This is a genomic window from Sphingomonas aurea (genome assembly GCF_030678875.1).
Taxonomy (GTDB): Bacteria; Pseudomonadota; Alphaproteobacteria; order Sphingomonadales; family Sphingomonadaceae; genus Sphingomonas; species Sphingomonas aurea.
Genome location: NZ_JAUUDS010000001.1, coordinates 485,558 through 512,365 on the forward strand (window position 1 = coordinate 485,558; position 26,808 = coordinate 512,365).

The window sequence follows — 26,808 nt, forward strand, 5'->3', positions numbered from 1 at the left end:
CCACGCCTTTCCGAAGGCGGTGATGGAGACGGTCGACCATGTCGCCGTCACCGTCGACGGCGGCCTTGCCGGCGACTATCGCGGCGCGGTGAAGCCGGGCGGGCGCGGCCGGCGGCAGGTGACGCTGATGGAGCGGATCGACTGGCAGGCGGCGATGGCCGAGGTCGGTCACAACATCGCCTGGTCGGAACGGCGCGCCAACCTGCTGGTCGATGGCCTCGATCTGCCGCAGGTCCCCGGCGTCCGCCTGCGGATCGGCGCCGACGTGCTGCTGGAGGTAACCCGCGAGACTGATCCGTGCGAGCGGATGGAGGCGCTGGCCCCCGGCCTGCGCGCGGCGCTGACCCCCGATTGGCGAGGCGGCGCCTGTACCCGAGTTCTGGCTGGCGGCATCATCGCCGTCGGCGACCCCATCAGGATCGAGTGAACATGAGCAAGCCGTACAAGACGCTCGACGACATGGGCGATATCCAGGGCAAGCGCGTGCTGGTCCGCGAGGACCTGAACGTGCCGATGCAGGACGGCGCGGTAACCGACGACACGCGGCTGCGCGCGACGGTAACGACCGTGGCCGAGCTGGCCGATCGCGGCGCGATCGTGCTGGTGCTGGCGCATTTCGGCCGGCCCAAGGGCCAGCCGAACCCCGATATGTCGCTGGCGCTGGTCACCAAGCCGTACGAGGCGGTGCTGGGCCGCCCGGTTCGCTTCATCGACTGGGAGGGGGCGGACGCCACGGTGGGAACGCTCCAGCCCGGTGATATCGCGGTGCTGGAGAACACCCGCTTCTTCGGCGGCGAGGAGAAGAACGATCCGGCGGTGGTCGATCGCTTCGCCGCGCTCGGTGATATGTACGTCAACGACGCCTTCTCGGCCGCACACCGCGCCCACGCCTCGACCGAGGGGCTGGCGCACAGGCTGCCGGCATTCGCTGGACGCGCGATGGAGGCGGAACTCGCCGCGCTGGAAAAGGCGCTGGGCAATCCCGAGCATCCGGTCGCCGCGGTCGTCGGCGGGGCCAAGGTGTCGACCAAGCTCGACGTGCTGAAGCATCTGGTCGCGCGGGTCGACCACCTCATCATCGGCGGCGGCATGGCCAATACTTTCCTCGCCGCGCGCGGGGTCGATGTCGGCAAGTCGCTGTGCGAGCACGATCTGACCGGTACGGCAGAGGCGATCATGGATGCCGCCGACAAGGCCGGCTGCACCGTCCACCTGCCCTATGACGTGGTGGTCGCGAAGGAGTTCCGCGCCGACCCGCCGACCCGCACCGTCAACGTCCACGAGGTCGCGGCGGACGAAATGATCCTCGACGTCGGACCGGCCGCGGTCGAAGCGCTCGGCGACGTGCTGAAGAACTGCCGCACTCTGGTGTGGAACGGACCGATGGGCGCGTTCGAGATGACGCCGTTCGATGCCGCGACCGTTGCCCTGGCGCGGACCGCGGCGGCGCTGACCGGCGACGGATCGCTGGTGTCGGTGGCGGGCGGCGGCGACACGGTCGCCGCGCTGAACCATGCCGGGGTGGCGAGCGACTTTACCTTCGTCTCGACCGCTGGCGGCGCCTTCCTGGAATGGATGGAAGGGCGCGAGCTGCCCGGCGTCGCGGCGCTGGCGGGCTGATCGGCACGGCTTTAGCGTTTCATCGCCCGGGTTTGAGCCAAGCTCGATGCCTCCCCGGCGGGGGCCACGTTGGCCTTTCCACCTGGACACCGGCCTTTGCCGGAGAGGTGCTTCATTACGGGTGAGCCACCCGTAAACCCGCGTCTTCCTTCAGCAACGGCACGATGAGGGCGTTCAGGTCGGCCAGGTCGAACGCGCCCGCCTTAGTGTGGCGGACGATCCCTGCGCGATCGATGACGTAGTTCGTCGGCACCGCAGGCATGTCGACCGACATGCCTTTCACCCGCCGTACCGCCGGTATGGCGAGGACCGAGAACAGCGGCTTCAGCTGTGACAGCGACACCGACCCTTCGGTCGTGATGGCGAAGACCCGCAGGCCGAACGGCTGCAGCTTGCGATAATAGGCGTCGAGCAGCGGCAGTTCCTGTCGGCACGGCACGCACCAGGTCGCCCAGAAGTTGAGGATCACGACCTGGCCCTTCAGATCGGCCAGATCGACCTTGGTGCCGTCCACCAGCGTCAGTTGCACGTTCGGCATCGGCTTGCCGACCTTCGGCGTTTCCGCGACCGCAGGCGACGCCATCGCCCATGCCGCCAGTGCCGCCACGCTACATGCCCCGTTCCTCATCCCGTACCCCCCTGCCGCCAAGTTGCTCCCGTACCGCGGTCCTCGTCAATCGAGGTGATCCCGTATGACGGATGCAGTTGAAGCGATGAAAGCGTGCTGCTATGTTTAACACGTTAAACGGAGGAACGGGTGCTCGGCGTCAGGCTCGATACGGAACTGGAGGAACGGCTGGCAGCGGTCGCTCGCACCCAGGGCCGCAGCAAGAGCGACATCGCCCGTGAGGCCGTCCGCCGCTATGTCGACCTCCACGACGAGGCGTTCCGTCGCGAGGCGCGGCGCCAGTCGCTGCGCGCGTCGCGCCGCGATGTGACCGCCGACTATGCGTTTTGGGAAACGATCGAACGCGAGGATGCGGCGTGGAAATAGCCCATGGCGCCATCGTCCTCGTGGCACCGCCGACCGATGCCGGATCGGCGCGCGCGGCGGTGATCGTACAGGCAGACCTGTTCAATGCCGACCACGCGACCGTCACCGTCTGTCCGCTGACCAATGTCGTCGGTGGTGAGGCGTTGTTCCGCGTCGCCATCTCTCCGCAGGAACATACCGGCCTGACCGTCGAGTGCGAGGTGCAGGTCGATCGCATCACCTCGGTCCGTCGGGACCGGATTATTCGCGTGCTCGGTCACGCCTCCGCAACCCGGATGGAGCAGGTCGATCAGGCGCTGCGCCGCTGGCTCGCTCTTTGACCATCACACCACAGGAAACGCCCATGACCTCCACAATGACGCCGATCGTGAAGACCATTCTCGACAAGTATGAAGGCACCAGCCCGGCCGTGAAGGCCAATCTGGCGCGCATCCTGATGCAGGGGCGCCTGGGCGGCACCGGCAAGCTGGTGATCCTGCCGGTCGACCAGGGGTTCGAACATGGTCCGGCGCGCAGCTTCGCGATCAACCCGCCAGCCTATGATCCCCATTATCACTACCAGCTGGCGATCGATGCCGGCCTGTCGGCCTATGCCGCGCCGCTGGGTATGCTGGAGGCGGGTGCCGACACCTTTGCCGGGCAGATCCCGACCATCCTGAAGGTCAACAGCTCGAACAGCTGGGCAACCTCCATCGCGCAGGCGCAGACCGGCAGCGTCGAGGATGCGCTGCGGCTGGGCTGCGCGGCGATCGGCTTCACCATCTATCCGGGGTCGGACGGCATCTTCGACGCGATGGAGCAGATCCGCGAGCTTCGCGAGGAGGCAGCGGCCGCCGGCCTCGCCACCGTGATCTGGAGCTATCCGCGCGGCGGCGACCTGTCGAAGGACGGCGAACTGGCGCTCGATGTCGGCGCCTATGCCGCACACATGGCGGCGCTGCTCGGGGCGCACATCATCAAGGTCAAGCTGCCGACCGCGCATATCGAGCAGAAGGACGCGCAGAAGGCGTATGAGGGCACCGACTGGGCCAAGCAGTCCGACCGGGTGCGCCATGTCGTCCAGTCCAGCTTCGCCGGGCGCCGGATCGTCGTCTTCTCCGGCGGTGCGGCCAAGGGAGCGGACGCGGTCTATCAGGACGCGCGCGACATCCGCGACGGTGGCGGCAACGGCTCGATCATCGGGCGCAACACCTTTCAGCGGCCGCGCGACGAGGCGATCGCGATGCTCGACCGGATCGTGTCGATCTACCAAGGCGGCGAGTAACCGCGGGGCAGGCGGCGGGGGAGGTGACCCCCGCCGCCGATCGCGATAGAGGCGGGCGGATGGACATGATCGATCCGCTCGGGCCGCTGGACCCCGACTTCGCCGCCTCGTTCAAGCGTGACGACCGCAGGCCGCCGTGCCAGCTCTATCTGGTGTCGCCGCTCGACGTCACCGGCGGCTTTGCGGATCGGTTGGCGCGTGCCCTCGACGCCGGTCCGGTCGCGGCGTTCCAGTTCCGGGTGAAGGACGTCGACCAGCACGAGGCGGCGCGCCTCGCCGAGCCGCTCCAGCGCATCTGCGCCGACCGCGAGGTGGCGTTCATCGTCAACGACTCGGCGTCGCTCGCGAAGCGGCTAGGCGCCGATGGCGTCCATCTGGGTCAGGAAGACGGTGACCCGCGCGAAGCACGCGCGATGCTCGGGCCGAACGCTCAGATCGGCGTCACCTGCCACGACAGCCGTCACCTGGCGATGGAGGCAGGCGAGGCGGGGGCGGACTATGTCGCGTTCGGCAGCTTCCACCCGACCACGACCAAGGCGGTGCGCCACCATGCGGAGCCGGTGCTGCTGTCCTGGTGGGCGGCGTTGTTCGAGATCCCGTCCGTCGCGATCGGCGGGATCACCCCGGCCAACGCCGCGCCGCTGGTAGCGGCGGGCGCCGATTTCCTCGCGGTGTCAGGCGTGGTGTGGAACGGGGACGAGGCAAGCGCCGTCCGCGCTTTCGGCGCAGTTCTGGGCAGATAGGCGGGAGCCAAGCGCGCCGATGCTCGTTTGATCCGACAGCGTAACAGTTTCGGATCGGAGCATCATGCGTCGTCTTCTCACCCTGCTCGCCATCGGTGTCGCCGCCGTCGCCACGGCGCAGTCCCCGACGCCCCAGTCCCCAACGTCCCAGTCACCAACCTCCCAGTCACCGGGCATCGATCGCGAGCTGTTGAAGATGCAGGTGGTTCTCGACCGGCTGGGCTTCTCGCCCGGGGTGATCGACGGCAGGCCCGGCATGTCGCTGACCGCGGCGATCAAGGGTTTCCAGCAGAGCCGCGACTTGCCCGAGACGGGCAAACCCGACGCGGCGACGATGCAGGCGCTCGCCCCCTATTGGGGCACCGAGGCGACCAAGGTGCTGACGCTGAACGCGCGGGTGCTTGCCGGTCCCTATGTGAATCCGATCCCCAAGGACGAGGACCAGCAGGCCAGGCTGCCCGGCCTCTATTATCGCAGTCCGCTGGAGAAGCTGGCCGAGATGTTCCACACCACGCCGCAGGTGCTGGTGGCGTTGAACAGCCCGCAGACCTGGCTGCGGCCGGGTAGCAAAGTGGAGTTTCCCAATGTCCTGCCGTCCAGCCGCGCCTATGACTCCAAGCTGCGCGACGACTGGCGGGCGACGCTGAACGGGCTGAACGTCGATGCGGTGCAGCCGCAGGCGGCGAAGATCGTCGTCGACAAGTCGGACAAGGTGCTGCGCGTCTATGACGATGGCGGCAAGCTGGTCGCGCAGTTCGGGGTGACGACGGGGTCGGAGCATGATCCGCTGCCGCTGGGCAACTGGAAGATCAACGGCGCCGACTATAATCCCAAGTTCCACTTCAACCCCGACCTGTTCTGGGATGCCAAGAAGGACGACGAGAAGGCGATGCTGCCGCCTGGGCCGAACGGGCCGGTGGGGGTGGTGTGGCTCGACCTGTCCAAGCCGCATTACGGCATCCACGGCACGCCCAATCCCGAACTGATTGGTCGGTCGGAAAGCCATGGCTGCGTGCGCCTGACCAACTGGAATGCGGCACGGCTGGCGATGATGGTGAAGCCGGGAACGCCGGTCGTGTTCCAGGCGTGAGGGCGTGAGCCGGATCGGCTGGATCTTCCTGGCGCTGGTCGTCCTGGCGGCGCTGGCGTTTGGATCGATGCTGTCGTTCGGCGGCGGGCATGGGGCGCCGGTCCCGACCACCGAGCAGGCCGTGCCGGCCGATCCGGCGGGCGATCTGCTCCCCGTGCCGGTTTCGGGCGTACCGCGATCGGCGATCGCCGACAGCTGGGGCGACGCGCGCGACGGGGGCGGGCGGGCGCATCACGGCACCGACATCATGGCCCCGGGTGGTGCTCCGGTCATCGCCGCGGCGCCCGGCCGGGTCGAGAAGCTGTTCCACAGCGATGCCGGCGGGATCACCGCCTATGTCCGCTCCCTGGATGGCAGGTGGAGCTATTATTACGCGCACCTGTCGGGCTACGCACCCGGTCTGGCAGAGGGGCAGGCGGTACGAGCGGGCGACCCGATTGGCTTCGTCGGCGATACCGGCAATGCCGGGGCCGGCAACACGCACCTGCATTTCGGCCTGTCGCGCATGGCCGCGGGCGAGAAATGGTGGGGTGGCGAGCCGGTCGATCCCTACCCCCTGCTTGCCGGACGCGCGGCACGTCGCTAGATCGCCTGCGCATCGGGGCCGCGGCCCCACGGCTCTTTCCAGCAGGGTTCTCCCCATGAAGATCAGCGGCGTGGACATCCGTCCCGGCAACATCATCGAGTATGAAGGCGGCATTTGGCGCGCCGTGAAGATCCAGCACACGCAGCCCGGCAAGGGCGGTGCGTACATGCAGGTCGAGATGAAGAACCTGATCGACGGGCGCAAGAACAACGTCCGCTTCCGCTCGGCCGAGACGGTGGAGCGGGTGCGGCTGGATACCAAGGACTTCCAGTTCCTGTTCAAGGACGGCGAGCAGCTGACCTTCATGGACAAGGAAAACTACGAGCAGATCACGCTCGACGCGGGCATCCTGGGCGACGCCGCGGCCTTCCTGCAGGACGGCATGGACGTGGTGCTCGAACTCTATGACGAGAAGCCGATCTCGGTCGAGCTGCCGAGCACGATCGAGGCGACGATCGTCGAGGCGGACGCGGTGGTGAAGGGGCAGACCGCCTCATCCAGCTACAAGCCCGCGATCCTCGACAATGGCGTGCGCGTGATGGTGCCGCCGCATATCGGTGCGGGTACGAAGATCGTCGTCGACGTGTACGAGCAGACGTACGTGCGGCGCGCCGACTGAGACGAATAGCGCAGCTATCCGCACAGTCGGCCGCCCGGCCGGCGGGCGCAGCCCGACCGACGTCACGGGCTTGGCCCGTGACGCTTCCGAGGCCTGATTGCCCTCACCCTCCCACCGCCTGACGGCGGTGGACCCCTCCCTCTCCCCGATGGGAGAGGGGTATAGAGATTGCCCATGCCCAGCCATTCCGGCCTCTTCACCGTCATCGAGCGTGCCGCCCGCAAGGCCGGCCCGCGGCTGCGCCGCGACTTCAACGAGGTCCAGCACCTGCAGGTGAGCCGCAAGGGGCCCGCCGACTTCGTCACCATCGCCGACCAGCGCGCCGAGCAGACACTGTACGAGGAACTGTCGCGCGCGCGCCCCGACTGGGGCTTCCTGATGGAAGAGCGCGGCGAGGTGGCGGGCGATCCGGACAAGCCGCGCTTCATCGTCGATCCGCTCGATGGCACGTCGAATTTCCTCCACGGCATTCCGCATTTCGCCATCTCGATCGCGGTCGAGGAGCCGCTGCCCAGCGGCAAGCGCGAGATCACGACCGCGCTGGTCTATCAGCCGATGACCGACGAGAGCTTCTGGGCCGAGAAGGGGCGGGGCGCCTGGCACACCGACCAGCGGCTGCGCGTGTCGGCGCGGCGCGACCTGTCCGATGCGCTGATCGCGACGGGCATCCCGTTCCTGGGCCATGGCAATTTTGCCGAGTGGAGCCGCATCTTCGGTGCGGTCGCGCCGGAGGTTGCCGGCATCCGCCGCTTCGGCGCGGCGGCGCTCGACCTCGCCTGGGTCGCGGCGGGGCGCTTCGACGGGTTCTGGGAAACCGGGCTGAAGCCATGGGACGTGGCCGCCGGCATGCTGCTGGTGAAGGAGGCCGGCGGCTTCGTCACCGACTATCGTGGCGGCGACCGGCCGATGGAACGCGGCGAGTTTCTCGCCGCGAACGACGGGCTGCATTCGAAGCTGCACAAGCTGGTGGCCGGCGCGCTGCGCTGAACGGACGACGCCCCTCGTCACCCCAGCCTGCGCTGGGGTGACGTGATGCAGGTTATGCCGCGGGACGCGCCCTAGTTGCGAGTTATTCTCACAGCCCCAGAACCTTGCCCCTAAAGGGCCACGGGCCTAAAGCGTCCCCCATCCGTTCGCACCTGCGAGAAAGCCTTTGGTCGACCTGTCGCAATATCTGCCGATCCTGCTCTTCCTGGGGGTGGCGATCATCCTGTCGTCGGCGTTCGTGTTCCTGCCGATGGCGGTGGGCCGCCTGACCGGCAGCCACAAGCCCAACGAGCAGAAGCTCGCCGAATATGAATGCGGCTTCCCCGCGTTCGAAGATCCGCGCAGCCAGTATGACGTGCGCTTCTATCTGGTCGCCATCCTGTTCATCGTGTTCGATCTGGAGGCGGCCTTCATCTACCCCTGGGCGGTGAGCGTCTTCTCGATCGGCTGGAGCGCCTGGATCGGGATGATGATCTTCATCGGCGAGCTTGCGCTCGGCTTGGCCTATGCATGGAAGAAGGGAGCGTTGGATTGGGAGTAGAAATGCACTCCGGTCCCGTCGAGCTCGATCGGTCTGCCGGCCCCACCTCGCTGGTGCCGCCCGATCAGGGGTTCTTCGACAGCCTGAACGGCGAGCTGACCGACAAGGGCTTCCTGGTCACCTCGACCGAGGAGCTGTTCCAGTGGGCGCGCACCGGCTCGCTCTGGTGGATGACGTTCGGCCTGGCGTGCTGCGCCGTCGAGATGATCCACGTCAACATGCCGCGCTATGATCTGGAGCGGTTCGGCGCGGCGCCGCGCGCGTCTCCGCGCCAGTCGGACGTGATGATCGTCGCCGGTACGCTGTGCAACAAGATGGCGCCGGCGCTGCGCCGGGTCTACGACCAGATGTCGGAGCCGAAATACGTGATCTCGATGGGTAGCTGCGCCAATGGCGGCGGTTACTATCATTACAGCTATTCGGTGGTGCGCGGCTGCGACCGGGTGGTGCCGGTTGATATCTACGTGCCCGGCTGTCCGCCGACCGCCGAGGCGCTGCTCTATGGCATCATGCAGCTACAGCGGAAGATCCGCCGCTCGGGGAGCATCGAACGGTGATCCGCTTCAAGGGTATCATGAACCGAGTGGCTCCGGTGCTGGTCATCTGGGCGATAGCATTGCCGCAGGTCTTTCGAGCACGTCATGAGCTGGCGGGCATATTGCGGGATACCGCTCCCGTATTTGTGCCGATGCTGGGCATCATCCTTTGCGGCATGCTGTTCGCACTGATTGCGGCCGGACTGGGGGCGATGCGTGATGCGTAGCGCCGCGCCCGCCTGGGCTTCCCACCTGAACGACGCGACCATCGATGCCGCACGCGCGGCGATCGGGCCGGCGCTGCTCGATGCGCAGGAGCGCGTCGGCGAGGTTCAGCTGTACGTCCATCGCAGCGGCATCGTCGGCGCGCTGACCGCGCTGCGCGATGCGCCGGGCCTCGAATATCAGCAGCTGATGGAGATCGCCGGGGTCGACTATCCGGAGCGGCCGGAGCGGTTCGACGTCGTCTACAACCTCCTGTCGCTGACGCGGAACCACCGCATCCAGGTGCACGTCGCCACCGACGAGGATCATCCGATCCCGTCGGTTACCGGCATCTGGCCGGTCGCCGGCTGGCTGGAGCGTGAGGTCTATGATCTGTACGGCGTGCTGTTCGACGGCAACAAGGACCTGCGCCGCATCCTGACCGACTATGGCTTCCGCGGCCATCCGCTGCGGAAGGACTTCCCGATGACGGGCTATACCGAGCTGCGCTACTCCGAGGAGGAGAAGCGGGTGGTGTATGAGCCGGTCAGCCTGGCGCAGGATTTCCGCACCTTCGATTTCCTCAGTCCGTGGGAGGGTGGCGCGTATGTGCTGCCCGGGGACGAAAAGGCGCCCGCCGCGGTGCCCGAGGCGAAGGGTGCGCAGACGCCGCTGAGCGCCGATGCGGTGAAGAAGGCCGATGCCGCCGAGAGCGGCAAGGATGCGCCCAAGGCGTCGAGCGAACCCTATGCCAAGACCACGGCGGAGAGCACCGCCGACACCGGCAAGGGCGCGGCAGAGGCCGATGCGACGCCCAAGCCGGCCGATCCGGACGTGATCCCCTCAAAGGGAGGGCAAAACCAGTGAGCGACACCGACGCGCCGACCGTGGCGCCCGCCACGACCGAGATGGACCCGCATGTCGAGGAAGTGCTCGGCATCGAGACGCCGTCGCACCCGACCGAGGGCGACGTTACCATCCAGAACTACACGATCAACTTCGGGCCGCAGCATCCCGCCGCGCACGGCGTGCTGCGGCTGGTGATGGAGCTGGACGGCGAGATCGTCGAGCGGATCGACCCGCATGTTGGGCTGCTCCACCGCGGCACCGAGAAGCTGATCGAGTACAAGACCTACGCGCAGGCACTGCCCTATTTCGACCGGCTCGACTATTGCTCGCCGCTCTGCATGGAGCACAGTTTCGTGCTGGCGATCGAGAAGCTGCTCGATCTGGAGGTGCCGATCCGCGCGCAGTATCTGCGCGTGTTCTTCGCCGAGCTGACCCGCATCTCTAACCACATGCTGAACCTGGGCTCGCACGTCATGGACGTCGGCGCGATGACGCCGAACCTGTGGCTGTTCGAGATCCGCGAAGACTGCATGAACTTCTTCGAGCGGATGTCGGGTGCGCGGATGCACCACAATTACCTGCGGCCGGGCGGCGTCCATCAGGACGTGCCGCTGAAGCTGCTGACCGACATCGCCGACTGGCTCGACACGCGCCTGCCGCGACTGTTCGAGGACGCGATCTCGCTGGTTGCGGACAATCGCATCTTCAAGCAGCGTAACGTCGACATCGCCACGGTGGCGCGCGACGATGCGATCGCCTGGGGCTTTTCGGGCCCGATGATCCGCGCGGCGGGCATCCCCTGGGACCTGCGCAAGCAGCAGCCCTATGACGTCTACGCCAAGATGGACTTCGACGTGCCGGTCGGCACGCGTGGCGACTGTTACGACCGGTTCATGGTGCGCGTGGAGGAGGTCCGCCAGTCGGCGCGGATCATGAAGCAGTGCCTGGCCGAGATGCCCGAGGGGCCGATCGCGTCCGACGACCGCAAGGTGGTGCCGCCCAAACGCAGCGACATGAAGCGGTCGATGGAAGCGCTGATCCACCACTTCAAGCTCTATACCGAGGGCTTCCACGTTCCCGCCGGCGAGGTCTATGTCGCGACCGAGAGCCCCAAGGGCGAGTTCGGCGTGTACCTGGTGTCGGACGGCACCAACAAGCCGTATCGCTGCAAGATCCGCCCGACCGCCTTCTCGCATCTCCAGGCGATGGACTTCATGAGCCGCGGGCACATGCTGGCGGACACGACGGCGATCCTGGGCGCTATGGACATCGTTTTTGGTGAGTGTGACCGCTGATGGCTGACGCCGTACACATCCCCGACGAGGCGGAGACCCGCGCGCGTTGGGGCAATTTCGCCTGGACCGATGCGAATGCCGAGCAGGCGAAGGTCGTGCTGGGCCGCTATCCGGCCGGGCGCGAGCAGTCGGCCTCGATCCCGCTGCTCGACCTGGCGCAGCGCCAGGTGGGGGCGGAAACGCATACCCAGGGCTGGCTGCCGGTGCCAGTGATCGAGTTCGTCGCGCGCCAGATCGGCGTGCCCTACATGCGCGTGTACGAGGTCGCGACCTTCTACACGATGTTCAACCTGGCGCCGGTCGGCCGCTATCACGTCCAGGTGTGCGGCACGACGCCGTGCATGCTGGCCGGGTCCGACGACGTGCTCGCCGCCTGCAAGAACCGCGGGCTGGTGAAGGGCGGCACGACCCCGGACGGGCTGTTCACCCTGACCGAGGTCGAGTGTCTGGGCACCTGCGCCAATGCGCCGATGGTCCAGATCAACGACGATAATTACGAAGACCTCGACTACGACCGCACGGTCGCGGTGCTGGAGGCGCTGGCCAAGGGCGAGACGCCGACCCCCGGCTCCACCATCAGTCGCCGCGCGAGCTGTCCGGAAGGCGGCCCGACGACGCTGAAGGCGATGGTCGACGAGAACCACGACTATCGTGGCGAGTGGGGGACGGCCCATGCTGGCTGACAAGGACCGCATCTTCACCAACGTCTACGGCTTCCAGCCCTGGACGCTGCAGGCGGCGCGCGCGCGTGGCGACTGGGACAATACCAAGGCGCTGCTGGAACTCGGCAACGACAAGATCATCGACGTCGTCAAGGCGTCGGGCCTGCGCGGACGCGGCGGGGCGGGCTTCCCCACCGGTACGAAATGGTCGTTCATGCCCAAGGAGCCGAAGGCGGATCGCCCGAACTTCCTGGTCATTAATGCCGACGAGTCCGAGCCTGGCAGCTGCAAGGATCGCGAGATCATCCGCCACGATCCGCACAAGCTGATCGAGGGCGCGCTGGTCGCGGGCTTCGCGATGCGCGCGCGGGCGGCATACATCTATATTCGCGGCGAATATATCCGCGAGGCGGAGACGCTGTTCGCGGCGGTCGCCGAGGCGTACGAGGCCGGGTTGATCGGCAAGAACGCCTGCGGCTCCGGCTATGACTTCGACGTGTTCGTCCATCGCGGCGCCGGCGCCTATATCTGCGGCGAAGAGACGGCGATGCTCGAGTCGCTGGAGGGCAAGAAGGGCCAGCCGCGGCTAAAGCCGCCCTTCCCGGCGGGCGCGGGCCTTTATGGCTGCCCGACGACGGTCAACAATGTCGAGTCGATCGCGGTCGCGCCGACGATCCTGCGCCGCGGTGCCGACTGGTTCGCGAGCTTCGGCAACGAGAATAATCGTGGCACCAAGCTGTTCCAGATCAGCGGCCATGTGAATAAGCCTTGCGTGGTCGAGGAGGCAATGTCGATCAGCTTCCGCGAGCTGATCGAGACGCATTGCGGCGGCATTCGCGGCGGCTGGGACAATCTGCTCGCGGTGATCCCCGGCGGCTCCTCGGTGCCGCTGGTGCCGGCGGCGCAGATCATCGACGCGCCGATGGATTTCGACGGGCTGAAGGCGGTCGGATCGGGGCTGGGGACGGCGGCGATCATCGTCATGGACAAGTCGACCGACGTCGTCCGCGCGATCAGCCGGATCAGCTATTTCTACAAGCATGAGAGCTGCGGCCAGTGCACGCCGTGCCGCGAGGGCACCGGCTGGATGTGGCGGGTGATGGAGCGGCTGCGCACCGGCGACGCCGACCTTTCCGAGATCGACATGCTGCAGCAGGTCACCAAGCAGGTCGAGGGCCACTCGATCTGTGCGCTGGGCGACGCCGCGGCCTGGCCGATCCAGGGCCTCATCAAGCATTTCCGGCCCGAGCTGGAGCGGCGCATCAAGGAGCGCGCCATTGTGCACGGGGGCGATCTGGCGCCGATGCAGGAGGCGGCGGAGTGAGCGCGCTCCTGCTTCTGCTGGCGCTCGGTGCCTCACCCGCGGCTGCGACTCCGCCTCGCCATCCGACCGGGGCCGAGCGGCTCGGCCTGTCGAGTGACGCGCAGCTGGCGCTCAATCGCTATGGTCGTTGCATGGCGCACGATGCCGGGCAGACCGCGACCCGGGTGCTGCGGCAGGACTTCACCACCCGGGCCTATCACACCGGTCTGGGCGCGCTGCTCGACAATAACCGCCAGTGCGTTCCCCGTGGGCAGACCGCGCGGTTCAGCGGTGGCGGCGTGCTGGGTGCCGGGGCGATCGCCGAGGGGCTGCTGGAGAAGGACAGCGGTGCGCTACTCGCCACCCTCGCCGCCCGCGCCGCCACGGCACCGGATCAGGGCTTTTCGCCGACAGACACCGCCGCGATCTGCGTCGTGAAGCGGGACGTCGCCGGCTTCCGCGCGCTGCTCGGCACCGAGCCGGCGAGTGCGCAGGAGAAGGACGCCGTCTCGGCGATGGCGCCGGTCCTGTCGCAGTGCCTGCCCGCAGGGCAGGATTTTCGTTTCAACCGTCCGGGCCTGCGCGCGATCCTTGCGCTGTCGGCCTTTCGGATCGCAGCGGGCGTGACGCCCGCCAAGCAGGGCTGAGGGCTGTGCCGAAACTGAAGGTAGACGGGATCGAGGTCGAGGTGCCGGCCGGCGCCACGGTTCTCCAGGCGTGCGAGGCGGCGGGCAAGGAAATCCCGCGCTTCTGCTATCACGAGCGGCTGTCGATCGCCGGCAATTGCCGCATGTGCCTGGTCGAGGTAAAGCCGGGCCCGCCCAAGCCGCAGGCGTCGTGCGCGCTGCCGGCGGCGGACAATCAGGAGGTCTTCACCACCACGCCGATGGTGAAGCATGCCCGAGAGGGCATCATGGAATTCCTGCTCATCAACCACCCGCTCGACTGCCCGATCTGCGATCAGGGCGGCGAGTGCGACCTGCAGGACCAGTCGGTCGCCTATGGCCGTGGCCAAAGCCGGTTCGGCGAGAACAAGCGGGCGGTGACCGAGAAATATATGGGCCCGATCGTCAAGACGATCATGACCCGCTGCATCCAGTGCACCCGCTGCATCCGCTTCGCCGAAGAGGTCGCGGGCGTGGAGGAGATCGGCGCGATCTATCGCGGCGAGAACATGCAGATCACCAGCTACCTCGAAGAGGCGGTGACCAGCGAGCTGTCGGGCAACGTCGTCGACCTGTGCCCGGTCGGTGCGCTGACGTCGAAGCCGTACGCCTATGAGGCGCGGCCGTGGGAGCTGCGCCGGACGCTGACCATCGACGTGATGGACGCGGTCGGCACCAACATCCGCCTCGACAGCCGCGGGCGGCAGGTGCTGCGCTGCGTGCCGCGCATTAACGAGGACGTGAATGAGGAATGGGCGTCGGACAAGACGCGCCATGCAGTCGACGGACTGGTGCGCCGCCGGCTCGACCAGCCGTTCGTTCGCGTGAACGGCAAGCTGAAGCCGGCGAGCTGGGACGAGGCGTTCGCGGCGATCGCGGCGGTCGATCACGGCGGCAGCGTCGCGGCGGTGGCCGGCGACCTGGTCGATTGCGAGACGATGTACGCGGCCAAGGTGCTGCTGCGCGGGCTCGGCTCGTCGCTGCTCGAAGGGCGGCAGACGGGCATGGATTATGACACGTCCAGCCTGGCGGCGGTGAACTTCAACACCACGATTGCGGGCACCGAGGAAGCGGACGCCATCCTGCTGGTCGGCACCAACCTGCGCTGGGAAGCGCCGCTGGTGAACACCCGCATCCGCAAGGCGATCAAGCGCGGCGCCAAGGTGTTCGCGGTCGGCCCGGAGACGGACCTGACCTACAACGCCGAGTGGCTGGGTGCCGATCTGGCGCTGCTGGGCGACCTGCCCGAGGCGGTGGTGAAGGCCTTCGCCAACGCGAAGAAGCCGATGGTGATCGTCGGCGGCGGCGCGTTGAAGGGCGGTCATGCCGCCAGCCTGAAGCTGGTCGAGACGCTGGGGCTCATCAAGGACGGCTGGAACGGCTTCAACGTCCTGCACATGGCGGCGAGCCGCATGGGCGGGCTGATGCTGGGCTATGCGGCCAAGGGCGGGATCGCGGATCTGGCCGAGGCGAAACTGGCCTTCTTCCTGGGCGCCGACGAGGTGGATTTCAGCCGCTTCTTGGGGTTCAAGGTGTTCATCGGCCATCACGGCGACAAGGGCGCGGCGGCGGCGGACGTCGTGCTGCCGGGCGCGAGCTATGCCGAGAAGTCAGGCACCTGGGTCAATCTGGAAGGCCGGGTCCAGCGCGGCGAGCGGGCGGTCTTCCCGCCGGGTGACGCGCGCGAGGACTGGAGCATCCTGCGCGCGCTGTCCGATGCGATGCGCGCCACGCTGCCGTTCGACAGCTTCGCGGGGCTGCGCGAGGCGATGTATGCCGAGGTGCCGGCGCTGCGCGAGCAGGGCCTGGTCACGTTCGACTGGAACCCGCCGGCGCTCGACGGCACGGCGTCGGGCGTGCTGGAAGGCTATCCAATCAAGGACTTCTACCTGACCAACGCGATCTGCCGGGCCAGCCCGACGATGCAGCGCTGCTCGGCCGAACTGGTCCATGGCGAGACGTTCGCGGAGGCGGCGGAGTGACGAGTTTCTTCAATACCACCATCGGCCTGCCTTATGGCTGGGCGTGGTTCGTCGCCACGATCGCCGGTATCCTGCTGATCGCGCTGCCGCTGATGCTGGCGGTGGCGATGATAATCTATGCCGATCGCAAGATCTGGGCGGCGATGGCGCTGCGCCGCGGACCGAACGTGGTCGGCCCGTTCGGATTGCTCCAGTCGTTCGCCGACGGGCTGAAGGTGTTCCTGCAGGAAACCATCATCCCCGCCGCGGCCAATCGCGGGCTGTTCCTGCTGGCGCCCATTATCACCTTCACGGTCGCGCTGATCGTGTGGGCGGTGGTGCCGTTCCAGGCGGGTGTGGTGCTGGCCGACATCAACGTTGGCCTGCTCTACATCCTCGCAGCGTCGTCGCTCGGCGTGTACGGCATCATCCTGTCGGGCTGGTCGTCCAACTCGAAATACCCGTTCTACTCCGCCTTGCGTGCCGCCGCGCAGATGGTCAGCTACGAAGTCGCGATCGGCTTCATCCTGATCTCGGTGGTGCTCTGGTCGGGCAGCTTCAACCTGTCGCGCATCGTCGAGGCGCAGCGGGCGATCTGGCCGATCATCCCGATCAACGGGCTGGCATTCAACCCGCTGTTCTTTCCCATGGCGGTCATGTTCCTGATCTCGGCGCTGGCCGAGACGCAGCGCGCGCCGTTCGACCTGACCGAGGCGGAGTCGGAGCTCGTCGCGGGGTACCAGACCGAGTACAGCTCAATGAGCTTCGCGCTGTTCTGGCTCGGCGAATATGCCAACGTCATCCTGATGTGCGCGCTGAACGCGACGCTGTTCTGGGGTGGCTGGCTGCCGCCGGTCGACTGGGCGCCGCTCTATGTCGTGCCGGGCATCATCTGGCTGTTCGCCAAGATCCTGTTCTTCTTCTTCGTGTTCAGCTGGATCAAGGCGACCGTGCCGCGCTACCGCTACGACCAGCTGATGCGGCTGGGGTGGAAGGTGTTCCTGCCGGTGTCGCTGTTCTGGGTATTCCTTGTATCCGGCATCCTGATGTGGATGCGCGTGGGAGTTGGCGCATGAGTGTCGCGCAGTACGTCAAGGCCTTTACGCTGTGGGAGTTCGTCAAGGCGCATGCCCTGACGCTGAAATATTTCTTCAAGGCGAAGGCGACGATCAACTATCCGTTCGAGCGCAATCCGGTCAGCCCGCGATTCCGCGGCGAGCACGCGCTGCGTCGCTATCCCAATGGCGAGGAGCGCTGCATCGCGTGCAAGCTGTGCGAGGCGGTGTGCCCAGCCCAGGCGATCACGATCGAGGCGGAGCCGCGCGACGACGGCAGCCGCCGCACGACGCGCTACGACATCGACATGACCAAGTGCATCTACTGCGGCCTGTGCCAAGAGGCGTGCCCGGTCGACGCGATCGTCGAGGGTCCGAACTACGAATTCTCGACCGAAACGCGCGAGGAGCTGATCTACGACAAGGCCAAGCTGCTCGACAATGGCGACCGCTGGGAAAGCACCATCGCGGCGAACCTTGCCGCCGATGCGCCGTACCGTTAATGCGCGCCGACTTCGTAACCGTGCAAGGCAAGGGGGCCTGACCGCGTGATCCAGGCAATCGCCTTCTACCTGTTCGCCGCCGTGGTGATCCTGTCGGGCGCGATGACGATCTCGTCGCGCAATCCGGTCCATTCGGTCATGTGGCTGATCCTGGCCTTCTTCAACGCCGCCGGGCTGATGGTACTGGTCGGCGCCGAGTTCATCGCGATGCTGCTCGTCATCGTCTATGTCGGTGCGGTCGCGGTGCTGTTCCTGTTCGTCGTCATGATGATGGACATCGACTTTACGCAGCTGCGGACCGAGGTGGTGCGCTATGCCGCGATCGGACTAGGGCTGGGCGGCTTGCTCGCCGTCGAGGTGATGATCGCGGCGTTCGCGTGGAACGAGGGCAAGGTCGATCTCGCCCGCCGCGCCGCGCCGATCGACGCGACGGTGCCGAATATCCAGGCGCTGGGGCAGCTGCTCTACTCGCGCTACCTGTTCCTGTTCGAGGCGGCGGGCTTTGTCCTTCTCGTCGCGATGATCGGCGCGATCGTGCTGACGCACCGCGAGCGGCCGGGCACGCGCGCGCAGAAGGTCGCGCGCCAGGTCGCGCGCCGGCCGCAGGATGCGACCCGTAACGTCAAGCCGGCGATCGGCCAGGGGGTGGAGCTGTGATCGGATTGATCCATTATCTGGTCGTCTCGGCGATCCTGTTCACGCTGGGGACGGTGGGCATCTTCCTGAACCGCAAGAACCTGATCGTCATCCTGATGGCGATCGAGCTGATCTTGTTGTCGGTGAACATCAACCTCGTCGCCTTCTCCGCCTATCTGGGCGATCTGGTCGGCCAGGTCTTCGCGATGTTCGTGCTGACCGTGGCGGCGGGCGAGGCGGCGATCGGGCTCGCCATTCTGGTCATCTACTATCGCGGCCGCGGCACCATCGCGACCGACGACGTCAACCGGATGAAGGGGTAAACGGTTGATCCTCGCTATCGTCTTCCTGCCGCTGCTCGCCGCCGCCATCGCGGGGCTGGGCAACAAGGCCCTGGGCTTCACGCCCGCCAAGCTCATCACCACGGGCGCGCTGTTCGTGTCGTGCGCGCTGTCCTGGCCCATCTTCATCGGCTTCATGGCCGGCACCGAGACGGCGCATGTCACCCCGGTGCTGAAGTGGATCGTGTCGGGCGGCATGGACGCGGCCTGGGCGCTACGCGTCGACGCGCTGACCGCGGTCATGCTGGTCGTCATCACCAGCGTCTCGGCGCTCGTCCACCTCTATAGCTGGGGCTATATGAGCGAGGATCCGGACCAGCCGCGCTTCTTCGCCTATCTGTCGCTGTTCACCTTCGCCATGCTGATGCTGGTGACCGCCGACAGCCTGGTCCAGATGTTCTTCGGCTGGGAGGGCGTCGGTCTCGCCAGCTATCTCCTGATCGGCTTCTGGTTCCGCAAGCCGACAGCGCAGGCGGCCGCGATCAAGGCGTTTGTCGTCAACCGCGTCGGCGACCTGGGCTTCATGCTCGGCATCTTCGGCACCTTCCTGGTGTTCGGTACCGTCTCGATCCCCGCGATCTTGGCCGCGGCGCCGAACATGGCGGGCTCGACCATCGGCTTCCTGTGGTTCCGCGCCGATACGCTGACCGTGCTCTGCCTGTTGCTGTTCGTCGGTGCGATGGGCAAGTCGGCGCAGCTTGGCCTGCACACCTGGCTGCCCGACGCGATGGAGGGGCCGACGCCGGTGTCGGCGCTGATCCATGCCGCGACGATGGTGACCGCGGGCGTGTTCATGGTGTGCCGCCTGTCGCCGATGTTCGAGATGGCGCCGGTCGCGCTCGACGTCGTCCGCTTCGTCGGTGCCGCGACCTGCCTGTTCGCCGCGACCTGCGGCCTGGTCCAGACCGACATCAAGCGGGTGATCGCCTATTCGACCTGCTCGCAGCTCGGCTATATGTTCTTCGCGGCGGGCGTCGGGGCGTACGGGGCGGCGATGTTCCACCTGTTCACCCACGCCTTCTTCAAGGCACTACTGTTCCTGGGCGCGGGATCGGTGATCCATGCGATGCACCACGAGCAGGACATGCGCTACTATGGCGGCCTGCGGAAGGAGATCCCGCTCACCTTCTGGGCGATGATGATGGGGACGCTGGCGATCACCGGCGTTGGCATCCCGGGCCTCGTCGGCCTGCCGAACATCGGGTTCGCCGGCTTCCACTCGAAGGACGCGATCATCGAGGCCGGCTGGGCGTCGGGCAATCCGGGTGTGTGGTTCGTCGGCGTGCTCGTCGCGCTGCTGACCAGCTTCTACTCGTGGCGGGTCATGTTCCTGACCTTCTGGGGTCAGCCCCGCTGGGTGAACTCCGAGCATGTCCAGCACGCCGTCCATGACGCGCATGGGCATGACCATGGTCACGATCACGCGCACGACGCGCATCACACCGATGATGCCCATGGCAATCCGGCCCAGGCCGAGGATGCCGGCCACGCGCCGACGACCCACGGGCCGTCGCAGCAGGAGCTGAAGGTCGGTACCGGCGGCTATCACCCGCATGAGAGCCCGCTTCCGATGCTGGTGCCGCTCGGCGTACTGTCGCTCGGCGCGATCGCGGCGGGCTTCGTCTTCCACGGCTATTTCATCGAGCCGGAGGCAGGCGCGCACTTCTGGAAGGGCGCGTTGGCGTTCCGCGAGCATCTGATGCATGCGATGCATGAGGTGCCGGTGCCGATCAAATTGTCGGCGACGGTGGCGATGCTGCTGGGGCTCTATACCGCCTGGTACGCCTATATTCGCAACACGCGCTTCCCCGCGATCGTCGCCGAGCAGTTCAGCGTTCTGTACGACTTCCTGCTCCACAAATGGTATTTCGACGAACTCTACAATCTGCTGTTCGTCCGTCCGGCCTTTGCGATCGGCCGCCTGCTGTGGCACCGCGGTGACGAGCAGACGATCGACCGGTTCGGGCCGAATGGCTCGGCCTGGCTGGTCCAATTGGGGTCGCGGGGCGCGGCCAAGCTACAATCGGGGTATCTCTATTCCTATGCCTTCGTCATGCTGATCGGGCTGACCGCCGCGGTCACCTGGGCCATCGCGGGTTGATCGGCTGATGGACGGTTTCCCCCTCCTGTCGCTGATGCTGGCGGTTCCGGCGGTCGCCGCGATCGCGTGCCTGTTCCTCTCCGCCGAGGCGGCGCGGGTCACCGCGCTGGTCGCGACGCTGATCGACCTGGCGCTCGGCGTCGTGCTGTGGACCGGCTTTGACGTGGGCGGTGCGCAGTGGCAATATGTCGAGGCCGGTCCGCGCTTCGGCTTCTTCAGCTGGTCGCTCGGCATCGACGGCTTCGCGCTGCTGCTCATCATGCTCAGCGTCTTCCTGATGCCGATCTGCATCGGTGCCAGCTGGCGCGCGGTGACGAAGCGGGTGCCCGAATATATGGCGGCGTTCCTGCTGACCGAGGTGCTGATGATCGGCACCTTCGCGGCGCAGGACCTGTTCCTGTTCTACCTGTTCTTCGAGGCGGGACTGATCCCGATGTACCTCATCATCGGCATCTGGGGCGGAGCGAACCGGATCTACGCGTCGTACAAGTTCTTCCTGTACACGCTGCTCGGCTCGCTCCTGATGCTGGTCGCGATGCTCTACATGGCGCAGACCGCGGGCAGCTCGTCCATCCCCGACCTGCAGCGCTTCGACTTCCCGGCGCATGTCCAGACCTGGCTGTGGCTGGCCTTCTTTGCCTCGTTCGCGGTGAAGATGCCGATGTGGCCGGTCCATACCTGGCTGCCCGACGCGCACGTTCAGGCGCCGACCGCGGGATCGGTGATCCTGGCGGGCGTGCTGCTGAAGCTGGGCGGCTATGGCTTCCTGCGCTTCAGCCTGCCGATGTTTCCGGAGGCGTCGGGCCAGCTGACCTGGCTGATCTTCGCGCTGTCGTGCGTCGCGGTCGTCTACACTTCGCTCGTCGCGCTGGTGCAGTCGGACATGAAGAAGCTGATCGCCTATTCCTCGGTCGCGCACATGGCGATCGTGACCATCGGCCTGTTCGCCTTCAACCGACAGGGCATCGAGGGCGCGATGATCATGATGCTGAGCCATGGGCTGGTGTCGGGTGCGCTGTTCCTGTGCGTCGGCGTGATTTACGACCGGCTGCACACCCGTGAGATCGCGCGGTACGGCGGCCTGAGCATCAACATGCCGAAATATGCGGTGCTATTCCTGTTCTTCACAATGGCGTCGATCGGGTTGCCTGGGACCAGCGGCTTCGTCGCCGAGTTCCTGAGCCTGATGGGCACCTATCAGGTGTCGACCTGGACGGCGCTGCTCTGCACGACGGGCATCATCCTGGGCGCGGCGTACATGCTCTACCTGTACGCGCGGATTGCGTACGGCGAGATCAAGTCGGACGAGGTGCGGGCGATGCCCGACCTGTCGCGTCGCGAGCTGTGGCTGCTGGCGCCGATCGCGGCGGTGGTGCTGTGGATGGGCGTTTACCCGGAGAGCTTCCTGGCGCCGATGCGGGGCGACGTGGCGGTGCTGCTGCAACGTATCGACCGCGCCACGCCGGTCAGCGATTCGCAACCGACGCCGGGCGATCCTGCCGCCGCGGTCAAGGCGGTCGGCGAACATGGCGGCGAGCATGGAGCCGCCGCTGCCGGACATGAAGCTACGCCGGGGGAGGCACACTGATGGGCTATGCTGCCAACCTCGCCATGACGCTGCCTGAGGTGATCCTCGGCGTCGGCGCCGTGCTGCTGATGATGGTGTCCGCATGGGGCGGGCCGGGGTCGACCCGCGCTGTATCGTGGACGTCGGTTGTCGTTCTGCTCGGCGCCGGTGTCGCGCTGCTCGGGCCCGCCGGGTCGGGCGGTGCGGCGTTCCAGGGGCTGTACCGGGCAGATGCCTTTGCGGCGTTCGCCAAGGTGCTGATCTACCTGGCGACCGCCGTGTCGATCATCCTGGCCCCCGGCTTCTTCGAGCGCACCGCCGGCGACGATCTGCGCCCCGAATATCCGGTGCTGATGCTGCTGTCGGCGACCGGCATGGGCATGATGGTGTCGGCGGGTGACCTGCTGACCCTCTATGTCGGGCTGGAGCTGCAGAGCCTGGCTGCATATGTGCTGGCCAGCTTCGTGCGCCGTGACCTGCGCTCGACCGAGGCGGGGCTCAAATATTTCGTCCTCGGCGCGCTGGCCAGCGGCATCCTGCTCTACGGCGTCAGCCTAGTCTATGGCTTCTCGGGCACCACGATGTTCGACGGCATCGCAAGTGCCTATGCGGTCGACGTCGACGCGCCGGTGCGCTCGCTTGGCCTGACTTTCGGACTGGTGTTCGTGTTCGCCGGACTTGCCTTCAAGATTGCGGCGGTGCCGTTCCACATGTGGACGCCCGACGTGTATGAGGGCGCACCGACGCCGGTCACCGCCTTCTTCGCCTCCGCGCCAAAGGTGGCGGCGATGGGGCTGGCGGTGCGCGTCGCGATCGAGGCGATGGGGCCGGCGCTGGGCGAGTGGCGCCAGATCGTGATCTTCGCGGCGCTCGCCTCGATCGTGCTCGGCGCAGTCGGCGCGATCGGGCAGAGCAACGTCAAGCGGCTACTCGCCTATTCGTCGATCAACAATGTCGGGTTCGCGCTGATCGGCCTCGCCGCCGGGACACCGGAGGGTGTCGCCGGGGTCATGACCTATATGGCGATCTACGTCGCAATGACGCTCGGCTGCTTTCTCGTCGTCCTGCGGATGCGCGACGAGTCGGGGCAGCCGGTCGAGACGATCGCCAGCCTCTCCGGTCTGTCGCGCAGCCGGCCCGGCCTGGCCGCGGCGATGGCGATGTTCATGTTCTCGCTCGCCGGCATTCCGCCGCTCTTCGGCTTCTACGCCAAGTTCGCGGTGTTTGATGCTGCCGTGCGTGCCGGACTGTTCCCGCTCGCGGCGGTCGGCATCGCCGCCTCGGTGATCGGCGCCTATTATTATCTCCGCGTCGTCAAGACGATGTACTTCGACGATCCGGCGCCGGAATATACGCGTGAGGGCAACGGCGCGGTCGAGGGGGGACTGATCGCGGTCGCGGCGGTGATCGTGTCGCCGCTCGGCTATCTGTCCATCCCCCTGCTGGCCGCGTGGAGCATGGCCGCGGCGCAGGCGCTGTTCTGATCGCGGCGCCTATCGTCCGGACCGTCGCCGATACGGGATCGACCAATGCCGATCTGCTGGCATTGGCGCAGGCGGGTGCGGGTGAGGGGATGTGGCTGCGGGCCGACCGGCAGTCTGCGGGTCGCGGGCGGCAGGGCCGTGACTGGGCGTCCCCCGCCGGCAATCTCTACGCCAGCGTCCTCGTCCGCCTGCGCCCGAGCGATCCGGCCGCGGCAACGCTCGCACTGGTCGCAGCGGTAGCGCTCGACGAGACGGTGGGTACCTTCCTGCCCGATCGCGCGCGGCTGAAATGGCCCAACGACCTGCTGATCGACGGCGCCAAGCTGTCGGGCATCCTGCTCGAACGTGCCGCCGATGCGGTGGTGATCGGCATCGGTGTGAACCTGGCGCATCATCCCGACCTGCCGGACCGGCCCGCGACCAGCTTTTCGGCGGCAGGCGTCGCAGTCGAGCCGGCGATGTTTCTGGACGTGCTTGCCGAGATATTCTCGCGCTGGCTGTCCCGCTGGCGCGGCGAGGGACTGGCGCCGATCCGCGCGCGCTGGCTGGAGCGGGCGCATCCGATCGGCACGGCGCTCACCGCGCGGCTGTCTGACGGCACCGCGATCGACGGCCTGTTCGACGGGCTAGATCCCGACGGTGCGCTGAACCTGCGCTTGGCCTCTGGCGAGCGGCGTGTCATCCACGCCGCCGACGTCTTCCTGCTCTAGGGCCCGGACCATGCTGCTCGCGATCGATGCCGGCAATACCAACATTGTCTTCGCGCTCGTCGCAATCGACGGCGAGATGCGGACGATCCGGGCGCGCTGGCGGATCGCCACCGATCCGCGTCGCACCGCCGACGAATATGCCGTCTGGCTCAGCCAGTTGCTGGCACTCGAAGGTTACGAGCGCGGCGATGTCGAGGGGGTAATCATCGCCACCGTCGTGCCACGCGCGCTCCACAATCTTGAGGTGCTGGCCACAAAGTATTTCCGTACCACGCCCCTGATCGCCGGCCGGGCGCCGGTCGAATGGGGCATGACGCTCGACATCGACGAGCCCGGCTCACTGGGCGCCGACCGGGCGGTGAACACGATCGCGGCGCACGCGCTGCACCCCGGCGACCTGATCGTCATCGATTTCGGCACCGCTGCGACGTTCGACGTCAGCGACTATACCGGGGCGTACAAGGGCGGGATCATCGCGCCGGGCATAAACCTGTCGCTCGACGCGCTGGTCACTGCCGCGGCCAAGCTGCCGCGCATCGCGATCGAGGCGCCGGCGACGACCAGCGTCGTTGGCCGGAACACGGTCGACCAGATGCATATCGGCATCTATTGGGGCTATGTCGCGATGATCGAGGGGTTGGTCGCCCGGCTGAAGGCGCAGGTCGGCCGGCCGGTCAAGGTGATCGCCACCGGCGGCCTCGCCACCATGTTCGAGACGCACACGGCCGTCTTCGACCATATCGAGCCCGATCTGACCATCCAGGGGCTGGCGATGCTGTGGCAGAGGGCCCATATCGACTGAACCACGCCCGCGCCGGGCGGCCATCCGGCGCTCCCCTTTTTCGAAAGTATTGAATGACTCCCAAGAACGAACTTCTCTTCTGTGCCCTGGGCGGCTCCGGCGAGATCGGCATGAACGTGAACCTCTATGGTTCGAACGGCAAATGGGTGATGGTCGATTGCGGCATCACCTTCGCCGACCCCGCCTATCCCGGCATCGACGTGATCCTGCCCGACCTGCAGTTCATCGAGGAGCGGGCCGACGACCTGCTCGGCATCGTCCTGACCCATGGGCATGAGGATCATATCGGCGCACTGCCGTACCTGGCCGAAGATCTCGGCGTACCGCTCTACGCCACGCCGTTCACCGCCGGACTGATCCGCGGCAAGCTGGAAGAGGAAGGGATCGCCAACCGCGTCAAGCTGCGCGTGATCCAGCCGGGCGAGCGGTTCGAGCTGAAGCCGTTCGGCTTCACCTTCGTGCCGATGTCGCACTCGATCCCCGAGGCGTCGGCGCTGCTGATCGACACGCCGGTCGGCCGCGTCTTCCACTCAGGCGACTGGAAGCTGGACGCGACGCCGGTCATCGGCAATCCCGTCGGCGAGGCGGAACTGACCGCGATCGGCGACGCGGGCGTGGACGTGCTGGTCTGCGATTCGACCAACGTATTCAACAAGGAAGCCTCCGGCTCCGAGGCGAGCGTGCGGCAGGGGCTGGCGGAAACCGTCGCCAAGGCGAAGGGGCGGGTGCTGGTTACCACCTTCGCGTCGAACGCCGCGCGGCTTCACACGTTGGGCCAAGTGGCGCGCGAGACCGGGCGCAAGCTGTGCGTGACCGGGCGCTCGCTCGACCGCATCCTGAAGGTCGCGCGGTCCGTCGGCTATCTGCAGGACTTTCCCGAGACGGTCGATCCCGAGACGGCGATGCGGCTGCCCAGGAACAAGGTGCTGATCGTCGCCACCGGCGGTCAGGGCGAGCCGCGCGCCGCGCTGTCACGCGTTGCCGAGGGCGCGCACACGATCAGCCTGGACAAGGGCGACACGGTGATCTTCTCGTCCAAGCAGATCCCGGGCAACGAGGTGGCGATCGGCCGCATCCAGAACCTGCTCGCTGCCAAGGGCGTCGAGATGGTGACCGAGCGGCAGGCTCATGTCCATGTTTCCGGTCATCCGGGCCGGCCCGAGCTGGCGAAGATCTATTCCTGGCTGCGCCCCGACCTGCTGGTCCCGGTCCATGGCGAGATGCGCCACATGATGGAACAGGCGCGCTTCGGCCTGTCGCAGGGCGTGCCGCAGGCGATCGTCCAGGCGGACGGCGATGTCGTCCGCCTGCTGCCGGGTGCTGCCAAGAAGATCGGCAACGCGCCGATCGGTCGACTGGTGCTGGACGGCGACGTGATCCTGCCGTCGGACGGCTCGACGATCAACGAGCGGCGCAAGCTGGCGCTGAACGGCCAGATCTCGGTCGCACTGGCAATGAAGGAGGGGCGGTTGCTCGGCCAGCCGCAGGTGCGGTTGCAGGGCGTGCCGGTCGAGGATGAGCGCGACGCCTTCATCGACGATGCCATCGACGCGGCGGCACAGGCCGCCCGTGGCAATCGCCGCGGCGCCGATCGGATGCGCGAGGATGTCCGCCTGGCTGTGCGCAAGGTGGCGACGCGCTGGACCGGCAAGAAGCCGATTGTCGACGTCCTCGTCATCGACGCCTGACT

At 67.0% G+C, this 26,808-nt stretch carries 30 protein-coding genes; 29 read left to right on the forward strand and 1 reads right to left on the reverse strand.

All coding sequences use genetic code 11. From position 1 onward, the window contains the following. The first annotated feature begins 22 nt into the window (after positions 1–22). On the forward strand, positions 23–427 hold the full coding sequence (locus Q5H91_RS02550; protein WP_305172360.1) for an MOSC domain-containing protein: 405 nt from the start codon (positions 23–25) through the stop codon (positions 425–427). 2 nt (positions 428–429) lie between these two features. Further along, positions 430–1,620 carry a phosphoglycerate kinase gene (locus Q5H91_RS02555; RefSeq protein ID WP_305171646.1) on the forward strand — a complete coding sequence of 397 codons (1,191 nt, stop codon included), beginning with the start codon at positions 430–432 and terminating at the stop codon, positions 1,618–1,620. 115 nt (positions 1,621–1,735) lie between these two features. Here the strand turns inward: Q5H91_RS02555 and Q5H91_RS02560 are convergent, their stop codons facing one another. Beyond that, positions 1,736–2,248, reverse strand: coding sequence for a TlpA family protein disulfide reductase (locus Q5H91_RS02560; protein ID WP_370655204.1), 513 nt, complete (start codon positions 2,246–2,248; stop codon positions 1,736–1,738). Positions 2,249–2,377: 129 nt separating this feature from the next. Here Q5H91_RS02560 and Q5H91_RS02565 point away from each other — a divergent pair, with 129 nt between their 5' ends. The 27 genes from Q5H91_RS02565 (at position 2,378) to Q5H91_RS02695 (ending at position 26,806) form a co-directional block, all read left to right on the forward strand. Further along, positions 2,378–2,614, forward strand: coding sequence for a ribbon-helix-helix protein, CopG family (locus tag Q5H91_RS02565; protein ID WP_305171647.1), 237 nt, complete (start codon positions 2,378–2,380; stop codon positions 2,612–2,614). Next, entirely contained in the window at positions 2,605–2,934 is a 330-nt protein-coding gene (locus Q5H91_RS02570) for a type II toxin-antitoxin system PemK/MazF family toxin (RefSeq protein ID WP_305171648.1), read from the forward strand. The genes Q5H91_RS02565 and Q5H91_RS02570 overlap by 10 nt, the downstream gene beginning before the upstream one ends. 35 nt (positions 2,935–2,969) lie before the next feature. Continuing rightward, complete coding sequence (locus Q5H91_RS02575) at positions 2,970–3,878, forward strand: class I fructose-bisphosphate aldolase (protein ID WP_305172362.1); 909 nt, start codon at positions 2,970–2,972, stop codon at positions 3,876–3,878. Positions 3,879–3,937: 59 nt separating this feature from the next. Beyond that, the gene (gene thiE, locus Q5H91_RS02580) at positions 3,938–4,621 is read left to right on the forward strand and encodes a thiamine phosphate synthase (RefSeq protein ID WP_305171649.1); all 684 of its coding nucleotides are present in this window, start codon (positions 3,938–3,940) and stop codon (positions 4,619–4,621) included. Positions 4,622–4,685: 64 nt separating this feature from the next. Continuing rightward, positions 4,686–5,711 (forward strand): L,D-transpeptidase family protein, encoded by a 1,026-nt coding sequence (locus Q5H91_RS02585; RefSeq protein WP_370655205.1) that lies wholly within the window; start codon positions 4,686–4,688, stop codon positions 5,709–5,711. Positions 5,712–5,715: 4 nt separating this feature from the next. After that, the gene (locus Q5H91_RS02590; protein WP_305171651.1) at positions 5,716–6,297 is read left to right on the forward strand and encodes a M23 family metallopeptidase; all 582 of its coding nucleotides are present in this window, start codon (positions 5,716–5,718) and stop codon (positions 6,295–6,297) included. 55 nt (positions 6,298–6,352) lie between these two features. Continuing rightward, entirely contained in the window at positions 6,353–6,916 is a 564-nt protein-coding gene (efp, locus tag Q5H91_RS02595; RefSeq protein WP_305171652.1) for an elongation factor P, read from the forward strand. 174 nt (positions 6,917–7,090) lie between these two features. Then, complete coding sequence (locus Q5H91_RS02600) at positions 7,091–7,903, forward strand: inositol monophosphatase family protein (RefSeq protein ID WP_305171653.1); 813 nt, start codon at positions 7,091–7,093, stop codon at positions 7,901–7,903. 166 nt (positions 7,904–8,069) lie between these two features. Continuing rightward, a complete protein-coding gene (gene ndhC / locus Q5H91_RS02605; RefSeq protein ID WP_305171654.1) occupies positions 8,070–8,444 on the forward strand; it encodes an NADH-quinone oxidoreductase subunit A in 375 nt (124 codons plus the stop codon). Between the two features lie 2 nt (positions 8,445–8,446). Next, a complete protein-coding gene (locus Q5H91_RS02610) occupies positions 8,447–9,001 on the forward strand; it encodes a NuoB/complex I 20 kDa subunit family protein (protein ID WP_305171655.1) in 555 nt (184 codons plus the stop codon). Next, the gene (locus Q5H91_RS02615) at positions 8,998–9,207 is read left to right on the forward strand and encodes a hypothetical protein (RefSeq protein WP_305171656.1); all 210 of its coding nucleotides are present in this window, start codon (positions 8,998–9,000) and stop codon (positions 9,205–9,207) included. The genes Q5H91_RS02610 and Q5H91_RS02615 overlap by 4 nt, the downstream gene beginning before the upstream one ends. After that, positions 9,200–10,051: an NADH-quinone oxidoreductase subunit C gene (locus tag Q5H91_RS02620; protein WP_305171657.1), complete on the forward strand. Its 852-nt coding sequence runs from the start codon at positions 9,200–9,202 to the stop codon at positions 10,049–10,051. Before Q5H91_RS02615 ends, Q5H91_RS02620 begins: the two co-directional genes overlap by 8 nt. Positions 10,052–10,092: 41 nt before the next feature. Then, on the forward strand, positions 10,093–11,328 hold the full coding sequence (locus tag Q5H91_RS02625; protein WP_305172364.1) for an NADH-quinone oxidoreductase subunit D: 1,236 nt from the start codon (positions 10,093–10,095) through the stop codon (positions 11,326–11,328). Next, positions 11,328–12,011 carry a complex I 24 kDa subunit family protein gene (locus tag Q5H91_RS02630; RefSeq protein ID WP_305171658.1) on the forward strand — a complete coding sequence of 228 codons (684 nt, stop codon included), beginning with the start codon at positions 11,328–11,330 and terminating at the stop codon, positions 12,009–12,011. The genes Q5H91_RS02625 and Q5H91_RS02630 overlap by 1 nt, the downstream gene beginning before the upstream one ends. Continuing rightward, on the forward strand, positions 12,001–13,314 hold the full coding sequence (gene nuoF / locus Q5H91_RS02635; RefSeq protein ID WP_305171659.1) for an NADH-quinone oxidoreductase subunit NuoF: 1,314 nt from the start codon (positions 12,001–12,003) through the stop codon (positions 13,312–13,314). Before Q5H91_RS02630 ends, nuoF begins: the two co-directional genes overlap by 11 nt. Continuing rightward, a complete protein-coding gene (locus tag Q5H91_RS02640; protein WP_305171660.1) occupies positions 13,311–13,940 on the forward strand; it encodes a hypothetical protein in 630 nt (209 codons plus the stop codon). The genes nuoF and Q5H91_RS02640 overlap by 4 nt, the downstream gene beginning before the upstream one ends. Before the next feature lie 5 nt (positions 13,941–13,945). Next, on the forward strand, positions 13,946–15,940 hold the full coding sequence (gene nuoG / locus Q5H91_RS02645) for an NADH-quinone oxidoreductase subunit NuoG (RefSeq protein ID WP_305171661.1): 1,995 nt from the start codon (positions 13,946–13,948) through the stop codon (positions 15,938–15,940). Then, positions 15,937–16,995 (forward strand): NADH-quinone oxidoreductase subunit NuoH, encoded by a 1,059-nt coding sequence (gene nuoH, locus Q5H91_RS02650; RefSeq protein ID WP_305171662.1) that lies wholly within the window; start codon positions 15,937–15,939, stop codon positions 16,993–16,995. The genes nuoG and nuoH overlap by 4 nt, the downstream gene beginning before the upstream one ends. After that, positions 16,992–17,477 carry an NADH-quinone oxidoreductase subunit NuoI gene (gene nuoI, locus Q5H91_RS02655; protein WP_305171663.1) on the forward strand — a complete coding sequence of 162 codons (486 nt, stop codon included), beginning with the start codon at positions 16,992–16,994 and terminating at the stop codon, positions 17,475–17,477. Before nuoH ends, nuoI begins: the two co-directional genes overlap by 4 nt. 45 nt (positions 17,478–17,522) lie before the next feature. Then, positions 17,523–18,134, forward strand: coding sequence for an NADH-quinone oxidoreductase subunit J (locus Q5H91_RS02660; RefSeq protein ID WP_305171664.1), 612 nt, complete (start codon positions 17,523–17,525; stop codon positions 18,132–18,134). Then, positions 18,131–18,436: an NADH-quinone oxidoreductase subunit NuoK gene (gene nuoK, locus Q5H91_RS02665; protein WP_305171665.1), complete on the forward strand. Its 306-nt coding sequence runs from the start codon at positions 18,131–18,133 to the stop codon at positions 18,434–18,436. The genes Q5H91_RS02660 and nuoK overlap by 4 nt, the downstream gene beginning before the upstream one ends. A gap of 4 nt (positions 18,437–18,440) precedes the next feature. Further along, positions 18,441–20,555, forward strand: coding sequence for an NADH-quinone oxidoreductase subunit L (gene nuoL, locus Q5H91_RS02670; protein ID WP_305171666.1), 2,115 nt, complete (start codon positions 18,441–18,443; stop codon positions 20,553–20,555). A gap of 7 nt (positions 20,556–20,562) precedes the next feature. Then, a complete protein-coding gene (locus Q5H91_RS02675; protein WP_305171667.1) occupies positions 20,563–22,143 on the forward strand; it encodes an NADH-quinone oxidoreductase subunit M in 1,581 nt (526 codons plus the stop codon). Then, positions 22,143–23,606 (forward strand): NADH-quinone oxidoreductase subunit NuoN, encoded by a 1,464-nt coding sequence (nuoN, locus tag Q5H91_RS02680; RefSeq protein ID WP_305171668.1) that lies wholly within the window; start codon positions 22,143–22,145, stop codon positions 23,604–23,606. Before Q5H91_RS02675 ends, nuoN begins: the two co-directional genes overlap by 1 nt. Before the next feature lie 11 nt (positions 23,607–23,617). Next, the gene (locus Q5H91_RS02685) at positions 23,618–24,316 is read left to right on the forward strand and encodes a biotin--[acetyl-CoA-carboxylase] ligase (RefSeq protein WP_305172365.1); all 699 of its coding nucleotides are present in this window, start codon (positions 23,618–23,620) and stop codon (positions 24,314–24,316) included. A gap of 10 nt (positions 24,317–24,326) precedes the next feature. After that, complete coding sequence (locus Q5H91_RS02690) at positions 24,327–25,118, forward strand: type III pantothenate kinase (protein ID WP_305171669.1); 792 nt, start codon at positions 24,327–24,329, stop codon at positions 25,116–25,118. A 53-nt stretch (positions 25,119–25,171) separates the two neighbouring features. Then, positions 25,172–26,806 (forward strand): ribonuclease J, encoded by a 1,635-nt coding sequence (locus Q5H91_RS02695; RefSeq protein ID WP_305171670.1) that lies wholly within the window; start codon positions 25,172–25,174, stop codon positions 26,804–26,806. The last annotated feature ends 2 nt before the right edge of the window (positions 26,807–26,808 follow it).

What these genes read in the sequence shown, in the direction of transcription:
- Q5H91_RS02550 (WP_305172360.1), top strand. Translation starts at nt 23, where the DNA reads ATGGAGACGGTCGACCATGTCGCCGTCACCGTCGACGGCGGCCTTGCC.
- Q5H91_RS02555 (WP_305171646.1), top strand. Translation starts at nt 430, where the DNA reads ATGAGCAAGCCGTACAAGACGCTCGACGACATGGGCGATATCCAGGGC.
- Q5H91_RS02560 (WP_370655204.1), bottom strand. Translation starts at nt 2,248, where the DNA reads ATGAGGAACGGGGCATGTAGCGTGGCGGCACTGGCGGCATGGGCGATG.
- Q5H91_RS02575 (WP_305172362.1), top strand. Translation starts at nt 2,970, where the DNA reads ATGACGCCGATCGTGAAGACCATTCTCGACAAGTATGAAGGCACCAGC.
- thiE (WP_305171649.1), top strand. Translation starts at nt 3,938, where the DNA reads ATGGACATGATCGATCCGCTCGGGCCGCTGGACCCCGACTTCGCCGCC.
- Q5H91_RS02585 (WP_370655205.1), top strand. Translation starts at nt 4,686, where the DNA reads ATGCGTCGTCTTCTCACCCTGCTCGCCATCGGTGTCGCCGCCGTCGCC.
- efp (WP_305171652.1), top strand. Translation starts at nt 6,353, where the DNA reads ATGAAGATCAGCGGCGTGGACATCCGTCCCGGCAACATCATCGAGTAT.
- Q5H91_RS02600 (WP_305171653.1), top strand. Translation starts at nt 7,091, where the DNA reads ATGCCCAGCCATTCCGGCCTCTTCACCGTCATCGAGCGTGCCGCCCGC.
- Q5H91_RS02610 (WP_305171655.1), top strand. Translation starts at nt 8,447, where the DNA reads ATGCACTCCGGTCCCGTCGAGCTCGATCGGTCTGCCGGCCCCACCTCG.
- Q5H91_RS02620 (WP_305171657.1), top strand. Translation starts at nt 9,200, where the DNA reads ATGCGTAGCGCCGCGCCCGCCTGGGCTTCCCACCTGAACGACGCGACC.
- Q5H91_RS02625 (WP_305172364.1), top strand. Translation starts at nt 10,093, where the DNA reads ATGGACCCGCATGTCGAGGAAGTGCTCGGCATCGAGACGCCGTCGCAC.
- Q5H91_RS02630 (WP_305171658.1), top strand. Translation starts at nt 11,328, where the DNA reads ATGGCTGACGCCGTACACATCCCCGACGAGGCGGAGACCCGCGCGCGT.
- nuoF (WP_305171659.1), top strand. Translation starts at nt 12,001, where the DNA reads ATGCTGGCTGACAAGGACCGCATCTTCACCAACGTCTACGGCTTCCAG.
- nuoI (WP_305171663.1), top strand. Translation starts at nt 16,992, where the DNA reads ATGAGTGTCGCGCAGTACGTCAAGGCCTTTACGCTGTGGGAGTTCGTC.
- Q5H91_RS02675 (WP_305171667.1), top strand. Translation starts at nt 20,563, where the DNA reads ATGGACGGTTTCCCCCTCCTGTCGCTGATGCTGGCGGTTCCGGCGGTC.
- nuoN (WP_305171668.1), top strand. Translation starts at nt 22,143, where the DNA reads ATGGGCTATGCTGCCAACCTCGCCATGACGCTGCCTGAGGTGATCCTC.
- Q5H91_RS02690 (WP_305171669.1), top strand. Translation starts at nt 24,327, where the DNA reads ATGCTGCTCGCGATCGATGCCGGCAATACCAACATTGTCTTCGCGCTC.
- Q5H91_RS02695 (WP_305171670.1), top strand. Translation starts at nt 25,172, where the DNA reads ATGACTCCCAAGAACGAACTTCTCTTCTGTGCCCTGGGCGGCTCCGGC.